At 70.8% G+C, this 12,366-nt stretch carries 10 protein-coding genes; 4 read left to right on the forward strand and 6 right to left on the reverse strand.

The genetic code is table 11. The features are described from left to right. Nucleotides 1-34 precede the first annotated feature (34 nt). Nucleotides 35-1,459 (reverse strand): type I glutamate--ammonia ligase, encoded by a 1,425-nt coding sequence (glnA, locus tag HNR16_RS06015; protein ID WP_158040936.1) that lies wholly within the window; start codon nucleotides 1,457-1,459, stop codon nucleotides 35-37. Between the two features lie 171 nt (nucleotides 1,460-1,630). Between glnA and HNR16_RS06020 the strand changes: the two genes are divergently transcribed. Beyond that, entirely contained in the window at nucleotides 1,631-2,056 is a 426-nt protein-coding gene (locus HNR16_RS06020) for an RDD family protein (protein ID WP_158040937.1), read from the forward strand. Between the two features lie 137 nt (nucleotides 2,057-2,193). Here HNR16_RS06020 and HNR16_RS06025 read toward each other — a convergent pair whose 3' ends face one another. Continuing rightward, the gene (locus HNR16_RS06025; RefSeq protein ID WP_158040938.1) at nucleotides 2,194-2,919 is read right to left on the reverse strand and encodes a DUF4191 domain-containing protein; all 726 of its coding nucleotides are present in this window, start codon (nucleotides 2,917-2,919) and stop codon (nucleotides 2,194-2,196) included. A gap of 224 nt (nucleotides 2,920-3,143) precedes the next feature. Here HNR16_RS06025 and HNR16_RS06030 point away from each other — a divergent pair, with 224 nt between their 5' ends. Then, nucleotides 3,144-4,412: a hypothetical protein gene (locus tag HNR16_RS06030; RefSeq protein WP_158040939.1), complete on the forward strand. Its 1,269-nt coding sequence runs from the start codon at nucleotides 3,144-3,146 to the stop codon at nucleotides 4,410-4,412. On the opposite strand, the gene sucB is transcribed toward HNR16_RS06030, so the two are convergent. The 4 genes from sucB to HNR16_RS06050 form a co-directional block, all read right to left on the reverse strand. Beyond that, the gene (sucB, locus tag HNR16_RS06035; protein WP_158040940.1) at nucleotides 4,409-6,184 is read right to left on the reverse strand and encodes a 2-oxoglutarate dehydrogenase, E2 component, dihydrolipoamide succinyltransferase; all 1,776 of its coding nucleotides are present in this window, start codon (nucleotides 6,182-6,184) and stop codon (nucleotides 4,409-4,411) included. The genes HNR16_RS06030 and sucB overlap by 4 nt on opposite strands. A gap of 50 nt (nucleotides 6,185-6,234) precedes the next feature. Then, a complete protein-coding gene (gene lpdA, locus HNR16_RS06040; RefSeq protein WP_158040941.1) occupies nucleotides 6,235-7,608 on the reverse strand; it encodes a dihydrolipoyl dehydrogenase in 1,374 nt (457 codons plus the stop codon). A 123-nt stretch (nucleotides 7,609-7,731) separates the two neighbouring features. Beyond that, nucleotides 7,732-9,222: a leucyl aminopeptidase gene (locus tag HNR16_RS06045; protein ID WP_158040942.1), complete on the reverse strand. Its 1,491-nt coding sequence runs from the start codon at nucleotides 9,220-9,222 to the stop codon at nucleotides 7,732-7,734. A gap of 10 nt (nucleotides 9,223-9,232) precedes the next feature. Further along, nucleotides 9,233-9,889, reverse strand: a complete 657-nt coding sequence (locus tag HNR16_RS06050; protein ID WP_158040943.1) for a hypothetical protein — start codon at nucleotides 9,887-9,889, stop codon at nucleotides 9,233-9,235. Nucleotides 9,890-10,051: 162 nt separating this feature from the next. Here HNR16_RS06050 and HNR16_RS06055 point away from each other — a divergent pair, with 162 nt between their 5' ends. Then, nucleotides 10,052-10,975 (forward strand): proteasome assembly chaperone family protein, encoded by a 924-nt coding sequence (locus tag HNR16_RS06055; protein WP_158040944.1) that lies wholly within the window; start codon nucleotides 10,052-10,054, stop codon nucleotides 10,973-10,975. 42 nt (nucleotides 10,976-11,017) lie between these two features. After that, nucleotides 11,018-12,349: an MFS transporter gene (locus HNR16_RS06060; protein ID WP_158040945.1), complete on the forward strand. Its 1,332-nt coding sequence runs from the start codon at nucleotides 11,018-11,020 to the stop codon at nucleotides 12,347-12,349. Nucleotides 12,350-12,366 lie beyond the last annotated feature (17 nt).

The following is a 12,366-nucleotide window of genomic DNA, read 5'->3' on the forward strand; positions in this document are numbered from 1 at the left end:
GAGGGCGAGGGGCGTCGTCGATCTGAGCGTCGGATCAGACGCCGTAGTAGAGCTCGAACTCGTAGGGGTGCGGGCGCTGCGCGAGCGGCTGCACCTCGTTCGTGATCTTGTAGTCGATCCAAGTCTCGATGAGGTCCTCGTCGAACACGTTGCCCTGCGTGAGGTACTCGTGGTCGTCCTGCAGCGCCTTGAGTGCCTCGGGGAGGCTCGTCGCGAGCTGCGGGATGCTCTTCGCCTCCTCCGGCGGGAGCTCGTAGAGGTCCTTGTCGATCGGCTCGTGCGGCTCGATGCGGTTCTGGATTCCGTCGAGGCCCGCCATGAGCTGCGCGGCGAAGGCGAGGTACGGGTTCGACGAGGCGTCGGGCGCGCGGAACTCGATGCGCTTGGCCTTCGGGTTCGAGCCCGTGATCGGGATGCGGATGGCCGCGGAGCGGTTACCGGCCGAGTAGACGAGGTTGATGGGGGCCTCGAAGCCCTTGACGAGGCGGTGGTACGAGTTCGCCGTCGGGTTCGTGAACGCGGCGAGCGAGTTCGCGTGGGCGAGGATGCCACCGATGTACCAGCGCGCGAGGTCCGACAGCGAGCCGTAGCCGGCCTCGTCGTAGAACAGCGGGTCGCCGCCCTTCCAGAGCGACTGGTGCGTGTGCATGCCCGAACCGTTGTCACCGAACAGCGGCTTCGGCATGAACGTCGCCGTCTTGCCCCACTGCTGCGCGACGTTCTTGACGATGTACTTGAACTTCAGGATGTCGTCCGCCGCGTGCACCATCGTGTCGAAGCGGTAGTTGATCTCGGCCTGGCCACCCGTGCCGACCTCGTGGTGCGCACGCTCGAGCTGCAGGCCGGCCTTGATGAGCTCGACCGAGATCGCGTCGCGCAGGTCGGCCTGCTTGTCGACGGGGGAGACCGGGAAGTAGCCACCCTTGTAGGGCGTCTTGTTGCCGAGGTTGCCGCCCTCTTCGACACGGCCGGAGTTCCAGGCACCCTCGATCGAGTCGACCTTGTAGAAGCTCTCGTTCGGGACGGTGCTGTAGCGCACGTCGTCGAAGACGTAGAACTCGGCCTCGGGGGCGAAGAACGCAGTGTCCGCGATGCCCGTCGACTCGAGGTACTTCTCGGCCTTCTTCGCGACCTGACGGGGGTCGCGGTGGTAGATCTCACCCGTGCGCGGGTTGTAGATGTCGAAGAGCATGACGAGCGTCTTCTCGGTGCGGAACGGGTCGAGGTACGCCGTCGTCACATCGGGGATGAGCTGCATGTCCGACTCGTGGATGCTCGCGAAGCCGCGAATCGAGGACCCGTCGAAGAGCTGCCCGACGCTGAAGAACTCCTCGTCGACCGTGCTCGCCGGGATGTTGAAGTGCTGCTGCACGCCGGGGAGGTCGGTGAAGCGGATGTCGAGGAAGACCACCTCCTCGTCCTTCAGGAATGCGAGGACTTCTGCGGGGTCTTTGAACATTGCGTCTCCAGATTGGTCGTGGCGGTGGAGGGCGGGACACGGTGCCCCGCGGTGATCACACGCTATGTGCGCGCTGTTGCCCGGTCGTGACTGCCGTGTTTCCTGAATGTTACGCGGAGCGCCCCGTCGCGCGCGGTGAAAGGGGTTGCGCGCGGCCGGTAGACTCGGCGGATGCCCTCGACTGCTCCCGACGCCTCGTTCGCCAGCGCGGAGAACAACTCGTATCCGGGCTACCGCCTCGGGTACCCGGAGGACGGGCCCGGTTCCATCGGCGGCATCGGTCGGCGCATCGGTGGCCTCGTCGTCGACTGGATCTTCGCGATGGGACTCGGCAATCTGTTCTTCGGGGGAGATCCCGTCGCGCTCATGGGCCTCTTCGTCATCGTCACGACCGTGCCGATCATGCTGTTCGGCTCGACGCTCGGTCACCGTCTGTTCGGCCTGCAGCTCACACGCCTCGACGGGGCGGCGCCGGGCCCGTGGCGCCCGCTCGTCAGGCAGGTCCTGCTCGTGCTCGTCATCCCGGCCGCCGTGTGGGACTCGGATCACCGCGGCGGGCACGACATCCTCACGCGGCTCGCACTGCGCCGCCGCTGAGACGCTCGCGGTCCGCCGGGGCCCGCAGCCCGACGTCGCCGGACGACGCACGATCTCCCCGCGGATGGACGGTGCGGCGCGATGCACGAACGCCCCGCCGGAGCGGGGCGTTCGTGTGTGCGAGTCGAGCTGCGGGACTAGCGCATCTGCGACCGCGAGGGACGCATCTTGTACGGGTCGATGCCCTTCGGGATGGGCAGCTGGTTGCCCGAGAGCGACTTGAGGCGATTCGCGACGGCGAGGATCTCGGGCTTCGTGAGCTTCTTGGGAAGCTTGCCGAGCTCGCGCCGCAGCTTCAGCAGCTTGACGTCGCCCTCGCCCGTGCCGACGTGCAGGTGGTGGACGGGGACGTTCGAGAGGAGCCGCTGCGTGCGACGGCGCTCCTCCTCGAAGATGCGCTTGACGCCGCTGGGGGACCCCTCCGTGATGAGGACGACGCCGGGCTTGCCGATCGCGCGATAGACGGCGTCCTGCGTCTTGGCGTTGAACGCGACGGGCATCTCGCTCGTCTGCCACTGACCGCGCAACGAGCTCTGCAGCACCTGGCCCGTCGCGCCCGCGCGGCCCTCGATCTGCGAGAACGCGACCTTCTCGGCACGCCAGTTGAGCGTGAACATGAACAGCAGCAGCCCCGACATCAGGCCGAGCACGATGATGAGGACGAGCATGATGATGTTCGTCCCGAAGAAGATGATCGCAACGGCCACCGCGATCGCGATCGGCACGATGACGGCACCGACGAGCAGCCAGACGGCCGCCTTGTCGTACTTGGCCGTCATCTTGAGAACCTGCCAGATCTGCTTGAACCGGCCGGGTTCCTTCGCAGACGAGTTCGACGATGCTGCGGTCGAGGATTTTGCCATAGTGCGTCCAGGATACCGTTCCGGTCACCATCCATTCACACCCGCGTGCCGACTCGTTCGTCCACAGCGGAGTCGTCGTCCTGACGCGCTGGGGCGGGCGTCCTGCATCCTCGTCCGACGGGCGTGGGGAGGGCGATGTGGACCGGTGGGGACGAGGGGGCCGAGGCCGTGCCGGTGACGTGCTTGCTCGCGTGCGACGCGGCGAGGCCCGTCCGCCGACCGGCGTGGCACCACCGCGAGGTGACGGTTTCGAGTGCGCGTCGGCGGTGGACGCCGACACGGTCGCTGCGCTGCTCGGCGAGGTCGCGGTCCTTCGCGCCCTCGAAGCGGCGGCGGTGGAGGCCGCACCACGTGTCGTGTCCTGTGTTCGGCGCTCCCGCGGCCGGCCCGGAACGAGTGCCGGTCCGGCAGCGGGGCTCGTCGCCGTCTTCGATGTCGCACGGGGGCCACAGCTCGCGGACGTGATCGGCACGCGGGCCGTCCGTCGTGCGGGTCAACTCGTCACCGTGTTCGCGCCGATCGCGGAGGCCCTCGCCGCCGCACATCATGCGGGCGCGGTGCACGGCGACGTCCGCGCCGAACGCGTCCGGTTCGATGCGTCGGGCCGTCCGGAGCTGCAGGGGTGGGGGAGGCCACGGACGGACGGCGCGGTTCCGACCGACGATTGGCGCGCGTTCGATGGGTTGCTCGACGCGGCCTGTCGGAGTGTGGCGGTGACTCCGCCCGGTGGCGTGCATCGCGCGCTCGTGAGCTTGGTCGCACGGGAGACGTCGCCGGACGCGCGTGCGCGCACGGCGGGTTCGCTCGTCGACGAGCTGTACGAGTGGGCGACGCCCGAGGCGGTGGAGCCGTTGGCGACGGACGAGGCGGAGACCACCGGTGACGACGTCGCAGGGGTGCCGCGCACACGGACCGCGTCACCCTCGACGCCGTCGCGGAGGCGGCCCGTCCGGCGGCGGACCGTGGTGCTCGGAGGGATGGCGGTGGTCTTCGGGGGAGCGGCCCTGTGGGTCACCCTCGCCGATCGGAGCGGAACGGAGCCGGACACGGGAAGCGCCGGCCCCGGGGTGACGACCGCACCGGCTGCACCGGCGTCCGCCGAACCAGCACCGGGCAGGACGAACGCAACCGATGCCGGCACGGCACCGGTCGAGGACCTCGTCGCGGGCGCCGAGCGACTGCTCGTCGAACGCGTCGCCTGTATCGAGCGGGGCGATGTGCGGGGGCTCACCGCACTCTACGAGCCGGGCGCGCCGAGCCTCGAGGCGGACCTCGCCGACGTCGCGACCGGACGCGCACCCCTCCTCGGCGCCCCCGAGGACGGCAGTGTCATCGAGCATCCCGACGACACCGAGCTCGCCGACGACACCGAGCACGCCGGAGCGCGCCGCGTCGACTTCGTGACCGTCGGGGAGGACGCCGAACGACATCCGGCCTCCGCCGTGCTCGCGCACGGGGAGGCCGGATGGCTGCTGCGTTCGGTGACGGGCTAGATGCCGAGGTCGCCCTCGAACGCGCCCGCCTCGAGGCGGGCCCGGATCTGGCCGAGGAACCGTGCGGCGTCGGCACCGTCGATGATGCGGTGGTCGTAGCTCAGGGCGAGGTACACGAGCGACCGGATCGCGATCGACTCCTGTCCGTCGTCCGTCTTCACGACCGCCGGACGCTTCGCGACGATGCCCGTACCGAGGATCGCGCTCTGCGGGAGGAACACGACGGGCGTGTCGAACAGCGCGCCGCGCGAACCCGTGTTGGTGACCGTGAACGTACCGCCCGCGAGCTCGTCGGGGAGCAGCTTGTTGTCGCGCGTGCGTCCCGCGAGGTCGGCGATCGCCGCGGTCAGACCCGCGATGTCGAGCGACGCCGCGTCCTTGATGACCGGCGTGAGCAGACCGCGCTCGGTGTCGACCGCCATCGACACGTTCTCCTGTGCCGGGTAGACGATCTCGTCCCCGTCGACCGTCGCGTTGATGATCGGGTACGTCTGCAGCGCCTCGATCGCGGCGAGCGTGAAGAACGGCAGGAACGACAGCTTGTTGCCGGTCTTCTCGAGGAACTGCTCCTTCACGCGGTCACGGAGCTTCGCGATGCGCGTCACGTCGACCTCGACGACCGTCGTGAGCTGCGCCGTCGACGTCATCGACTCGACGGCGCGCTGGGCGACGACCTTGCGCAGGCGCGTCATCTTGGCCCGCGTCCCGCGCAGCGGCGAGACCTCGAGCGGTGCCGGAGCGGCCGCCGCGGTGGGCTTCTCCGACGCGGCGGGCGCGGCCGACGCCTTCTCGGCCGCGGTCTGCACGTCCTCCTTGCGGATGCGACCGCCGACGCCGGTGCCCTGCACCGTCGCGAGGTCGACACCGAGTTCGCCCGCGAGCTTGCGCACGATCGGGGTCACGTAGCGTGCGTTCGACGTCGAGGCCGGAGCGCTCGACGCCGCGTCGGCCGCGGCCTTCGGAGCCGAGGCCGACGCGGCCTCGGACGGCTTCTGCGGTGCGGCCGGCGGCTGCTGCTGGCCGGGACGCTGCGGCTGCACGGGCTGCGTCGGGGCCGGCTCCGTGCGCGCGGGCTGCGGCTCGGGTGCGGCCTCGGGCTCGGGCGCGGGGGCCACGTCGGGCTCCGCGGCGGGCTCGGGCTCGGCCGGTGCGGACTGCGCGCTCGGCGCACCGCTGCCGACACGCGCGAGCACCGCGCCGACGTCGACCGTCTCGTCCTCGCCCACGAGGATCTCCTGCAGGGTCCCGGCGACGGGCGACGGCACTTCGGTGTCGACCTTGTCGGTCGAGACCTCGAGCAGCGGCTCGTCGACGGCGACCTCGTCGCCCACGGCCTTGAGCCAGCGGGTGACGGTGCCCTCGGTCACGCTCTCGCCCAGTGCGGGCAGCGTGATGTCCTGGCTGTCGCCACCGGCGGCCGGTGCCGCATCGGCCGCGGGGGCCGGCTCGGGGGCCGACTCCGCGGCGGGCTCGGCCTGGGCGGGCTCGGCCGCTTCCTCTGCCGGTGCCGCGGGCTCCGCCGACGACGCGCCGGAGCCGTCGCCGATGCGGGCGAGGACGCTGTCGACCTCGACCGTCTCGTCCTCGGGGACGAGGATCTCCTCGATCACGCCGGCGACGGGCGACGGCACCTCGGTGTCGACCTTGTCGGTCGAGACCTCGAGCAGCGGCTCGTCGACCTCGACGGTGTCGCCAACGCCCTTGAGCCACCGGGTCACGGTGCCCTCGGTCACGCTCTCCCCGAGTGCGGGGAGCTTGACGTCTACGCTCATGTTGTTCTCCTCACACGACGGCCCGTGGGCACGTCGTCGGTCTCAGTGGGTCAGATCGCGTGCAGCGGGCGGCCTGCGAGGGCCATCGAGGCCTCGCCGATCGTCTCGCCCTGGGTGGGGTGCGCGTGGACGAGCTGCGCGACGTCCTCGGGGTAGGCCTCCCAGTTGACGATGAGCTGCGCCTCGGAGACGAGCTCGCCGATCCGGGGACCGATCATGTGCACGCCGACGACCGGGCCGTCGTTGAGCCGGATCATCTTCACGAAGCCGCCACCGCCGAGGATCGAGCTCTTCGCGTTGCCCGCGAGGTTGTACTCGTAGCTCGTGATGCGGTCGGCACCGTACTCGGCCTCGGCCTTCGCCTGGCTCAGGCCGACCGAGGCGATCTCGGGCTCGCTGTAGGTGACCTTGGGGACGTTGATGTCGGGGGTCTGCACGGGGTCGAGGCCCGCGATCTGCTCGGCGACGAAGATGCCCTGCTGGTAGCTGCGGTGTGCGAGCTGCAGGCCGGGCGTGATGTCACCGATCGCGTAGACACCGGGCACGTTCGTCTGCTGGTGCTCGTCGACGAGGACGAAGCCGCGGTCGGTCTCGACGCCGACCTCCTCGAGGCCGATGCCCGAGGTGCTCGGGCCGCGTCCCACGGCGACGAGGAGCAGGTCGGCGTCGATCGTCTCGCCCGACTCGAGCGTCACGTGCACGCCCGTGTCGTCCTGCGTGACGCCCTGGAACCGGACGCCGAGCTTGAACGCGATGCCGCGCTTCTTGAACTGGCGCTCGAGCTGCTTCGAGATGGCCTCGTCCTCGGCGGGCGCGAGGTGCGCGAGGCCCTCGATGATGGTCACCTCGGCACCGAACGAGCGCCACACGCTCGCGAACTCGAGGCCGATGACGCCGCCGCCGAGGATCGCGACGCGCTCGGGCAGCCACGTGAGCTGGAGCGCCTGGTCCGAGGTGATCACGTTGCCCGTGATCTCGAGGCCGGGCAGCGACCGGGCGTACGAGCCCGTCGCGAGCACCACGTTCTTCCCGACGAGGGTGTCGTCGCCGACCTTCACGGTCGTGGGGGAGACGAGCGTTCCCGCGCCCTCGACGACGTGCACGCCCTTCGCCTTCAGGAGGCCCTGGAGCCCCTTGTACTTACCGGCGACGACGCCGTCGCGGAACGCGCCGACGCGGTCGATGTCGATGCCCTTGAACTCGGCGTTGACGCCGTAGTTCGACGCCTCGCGGGCGTTGTCGGCGAGCTCGGCCGAGTGGAGCATCGCCTTCGTGGGGATGCAGCCGCGGTGCAGACAGGTGCCCCCGAGCTTGTCCTTCTCGACGAGCGCGACCGTCGAGCCGAGCTGCACGGCTCGAATTGCCGCCGCGTAGCCGGCGCTACCGCCGCCCAGGACGACGAGGTCGAAATTCTGTTCTGACACCCAGGTGCTCCTTCGATCGAGGATTGCAACGGCTCCGGCGTGCGGAGTGGGCACGCCGAAACGCACGCGTACGCGTTCGCCCAGCCTACTACCTGACGGCTGTCGCGGGGACGGTCGAGCGAGTCAGTCGCGCGGCACGAGCGACTCGATGGCCGCGACGAGGGTGCGCACCATGACGCCCGTCGCCCCCTTGGGGGTGACCCCGTACGCGGACCCCGAGTTCATCGACGGGCCGGCGATGTCCAGGTGCACCCACGGGATGGGGCCGCTCCCGTCCGCACGATCACCGACGAAGCGGCTCAGGAACCATGCGGCGACGAGCATGCCGGCGGCACGGTGACCGGGCTTCGCGTTCTTGAGGTCGGCCACGTCCGAGGCCAGGACCGATTCGAGTTCCTCGGGGATCGGCATCGGCCACGCCGGTTCACCGACGGCTGCCGCGGCGTCGAGGACGCGCTGCGTCCAGGCGTCGTCGTTGCCGACGACACCGGTCGTCCGTTCGCCGAGCGCGACGACCTGGGCACCCGTGAGCGTCGCGATGTCGATGATCGCGTCCGGTTGCTCCTCGCTCGCGGTGACGATGCCGTCGGCGAGCACGAGGCGCCCCTCGGCATCCGTGTTCGTCACCTCGACGGTCGTCCCGCCGCGGATCGTGATGATGTCGTCGGGTCGCGTCGCCGAACCCGAGGGCATGTTCTCGGCGAGGCACAGGTACCCCGTGACCGCGACCGGGACCCCGAGCGAGGCGATCGTCGTGACGACCGCGAGCGCGATGGCGGCGCCCGACATGTCGGACTTCATACCGACCATCGAGGTCGGCGGCTTGAGCGAGAGGCCACCGCTGTCGAACGTGATGCCCTTGCCGACGAGCGCGATCCGAGCGACGGCGTGCTCGGGCGACCATGCGAGCCGGACGAACCGCGGCGGACGCACCGAACCGCGGCCGACGGCGAGGATCCCGCCGAAACCGTCCCGTTCGAGCGCCTCCACCCCGAGCGACGTCACGTCGATGCCGACCGCGCGAGCACTCGTTTCCGCCGCCGTCGCGAGCGCGTCCGGGGAGAGATCGTTGGGCGGCGTGTTGACGAGATCACGCGCGAGCCAGACCGCCGAGGCGATCGAGCGGACGCGGCCGAACACGTTCTCCGCCTCGTCGGCGTCGAGCCCGTGGATCGCGAGGCCGGGGACGTCCTGCGGGTGCGTGTCCTCCTCGGAGCGTCCCGTGCGATAGGTGTCGAAGCGATAGAGGCCGAGGGCGAACCCGAGTGCGGCCGCTTCGACGATGTCGGCCGTCGTGGACGGCAGGGCGAGGACGACGGCGCCGTCGTCGCTGCAGGACCTGGCGAGCGAGCCGGCGGCCTCGCGCCAGGACGCGGCCGACGCCTCGTCGCCGAGCCCGACGAAGAGGACGGGGGCGATCGCGTCGTCGATCTGCACGGTGCCCCGGGAGACGCGGCCGCGGGCGCCGCTCACCCGGAGGGGGCCGACGAGGGGGCGGACGGGGTCGAGGGCGTCGTCGCCGAGGACCTCGACGCCGTCCTCGGTCTCTCTCACGCCGACGGCGGTGACGGTGTCCGGGGCGAACAGGGTTTCGGTGGTTTCGAATCGGGGCATGCGCACCGCATCAGCCTACGGCGCCGTGTCCGTCCTGCGTGCGCTCGACGGGCGGGAGTCCGATGACGATCCACGCGTGGGGGAATCGCCGCAGGAGGACCGGCGTCCCGGGCGTGGGGAGGTCGACGTTGCGTCGGCTCCGGAGGTTCGGGCCGATGCGGGCGGACACGATCGTCTCGCCGCCGGCCCGGACCGCGAGGACGAGCGCACGGAGTGCGGCGGGGCGCTCGGGCGACGGGAGCGGTCGCGCCTCGATCACGACCGCCGGTTCGGCGTGCGCCGGGACGTCCAGCCGCGTGTACGCGGCGCGGACGTCCACGAGTTCGGGTCGTCGCCGCCACCGTCGGAGCCCCGTGACCACCGTGCCGACGAACGCGACGAGGAGGACCAGTGCGAGCACCGACACCGCGACGACGAATGCGACGTCGCCGACGAGATCCGAGACCCCGGCCTCGCCGGACAGGGCGAACACCCCGGCGGCGAACGCGATCGCCATGAGCGGATACAGCAGTGCGACGCCCCCGTACGCGAGCACGAGGCGGCGTGCGGAGAGAAGGGGGCCGAACACGAGATCGAGGTCGGCGGGGAGGGCCCCGGAGGGCTCGCTGGCGCACACCACGACCCGGCGCGCCGAGGGCGCCGCGGCGGCCCCGTGCGGCCCGGGCATCGGCCGTCGGGTTCGGTGGTCGGTCCTCGCCGTGTGTGCGTGACTCCTCGGCTGGCATGCGGCCATCCTGCGTCACCGTGTGACGCGTCCGCATCGTGCGACCGACGGAGGGCTCGTGCGACGTGGGGCGGGTGCGGAGGACCGCCCAATACGATCGGAGGCATGGTCGACGTCGGTTTCGTTCGAGAGGGTGCCGCATGGGCGGAGGTCCCGAAGGGGCTCCCGCTGCTCATCGCGCTCGCCGGATTCCGGGACCCGGGCTCGGCGGTCGCGCAGGTCGTCGAGGCGGCCGGTGCGGATCACGACCCGGAGGACGAACCGGAGGTCGTCGTCGCGACGTTCGATCCGGACGAACTGTTCGACTATCGTGCGCGTCGGCCGGTCGTCGAGGTCGACGGGGGCCGCATGGTCGCGCTCGAGACGCCGGGCCTCGTGCTCTCGTTGCGTCACGACGCTCTCGGCCAACCGTTCCTCCTGCTCGCGGGCTTCGAACCCGACTTCCGGTGGCGCGCCTTCACCGACGTCCTCCGCGATCTCGTCGCCGAGTTCGACATCGCGTCGACGACGTGGGTGCAGTCGGTCGCGATGCCCGTTCCGCACACGCGCCCGATCCGATTGAGTGCCGTGGGGAACCGCGCCGATCTCGTCGAGCGACTCGCCGTGTGGACGCCGCACACGCAGGCGCCGGCCCTCGCCGTCCACCAGCTCGCCTTCGCGCTCGCCCGCGACGGTCACCCCGTGCTCGGTCTCGTGGCACTCGTCCCGCACTACGTCGCCGAGGTGCCCGTCCCCGGTGGCGCCGTCGCGCTGCTCGAGGCGCTCACCGAAGCGACGGGCATCGTGCTCGCGACGGACGGGCTCCGCGACGCCGAGCGCGAGTTCCGTCGTGGTGTCGACGAGCAGATCGCGGGGAACGACGAGGTCGTGACGCTCATCGCGGCGCTCGAGCAGCAGCACGACGCGTATCTCGAGGACCTTCCCGACGGTTCCCGGCTCGCGGCGTCGGAGGGGGAACTCCCCGACGCGGAGGAGATCGCGGGCGAACTCGAGCGATTCCTCGCGACACGCCCCGACGACGACGCCTGACCTCCGTCCGGTCGGGGTGCGCGGCGCTGGCATCATGGACGGGTGAAGAGCAGTTCCGCGTACGCGATCATCGCCGTGACGAGTGGCGCGTACCTCGTGGCGGTCGCCCAGCGTTCGTCGCTCGGTGTCGTCGGCGTGCTCGCCGCAGAACGGTTCGAGGCGAGCGCGACCGCGCTGTCGACGCTCGCCGTCGCCCAGCTCGTCGTGTACGCGGGACTCCAGGTTCCCGTGGGCATGCTGCTCGATCGCTTCGGACCGACGAAGCTCATCGCGATCGGTGCCGGACTCATGGCGGTCGGGCAGACGGCGGTCGCGCTCGCGCCCGATCTCGGCGGTGCCGTCGCGGGACGCATGCTCGTCGGGGCGGGCGACGCCACCACCTACGTGTCGGGCCTCCGCCTCATCGCGGCATGGTTCCCGTCGAAACGCGTGCCGATCATGACGCAGTGGTACGGCTCGCTCGGCCAACTCGGCCAGGTCCTCTCGGCCGTCCCGTTCGCGGCACTCCTCGGCACGGTGGGCTGGGTTCCCGCGTTCTGCTCGATCGCGAGCCTCAGCGTCATCGTCCTTGTCGCGGTCCTGATCCTCCTCCGCGACTCCCCGGCGGCACGATCGACGGCACGTCCCGTCGCGTTCGCCGAAGCGTTCCGGGTGCTGCGTGGCGCGCTCGCGAGGCCCGGCACGCGGCTGGGATTCTGGACGCACTTCACGACGCAGTTCCCCATGACCGTGTTCCAGCTCCTCTGGGGCTACCCGTTGCTCGTCACGGGGCTCGGCATGGAACCACTCACGGCGTCCGCACTGCTCCCGGTCATCGTCGTCGCGGGCATGGTCGCAGGGCCACTCATCGGGATCGTGACCGCGCGATTCCCGTTGCGCCGATCGAACGTCGTGCTGCTGCTCGCGGCCATCATGCTCGTCGGGTGGGTCGCGTTCCTCGTCTGGCCGGGCTCACCCCCGTTCTGGGCGGTCGTCGTGCTCCTCGTGCTGATGGGCGCCTGCGGGGTCGGGTCCACCATCGGGTTCGACTTCGCGCGCACTGCGAACCCCGCCTCGAGCTTCGGCTCGGCCTCCGGCTTCGTCAACGTCGGCGGCTTCACCGCGACGTTCACGAGCATGTTCCTCATCGGCCTCCTCCTCGACCTCGGCTCCCGCGGCGGGCTCGAGCCCCTGGACGCCTATCGCGGTGCGTTCTGGGTCGTGCCCGCCGTCATGGTCGTCGGCATGGCCGCGATCGTGATCGTCCGACGGAAAGCGCGCCGACGGCTGGGAGAGGAAGAGGGCATCGTCGTCGATCCGCTCTGGGTTGCGCTCGTCCGTGCGTGGCGGCGTGGCGGGAAGGGCCGTTCCGGGCACGACAGCGCGCCGGAGTAGGCCCACGCATTAGTACG

It is taken from the genome of Pseudoclavibacter chungangensis (assembly GCF_013410545.1).
GTDB classification, from domain to species: domain Bacteria; phylum Actinomycetota; class Actinomycetes; order Actinomycetales; family Microbacteriaceae; genus Pseudoclavibacter; species Pseudoclavibacter chungangensis.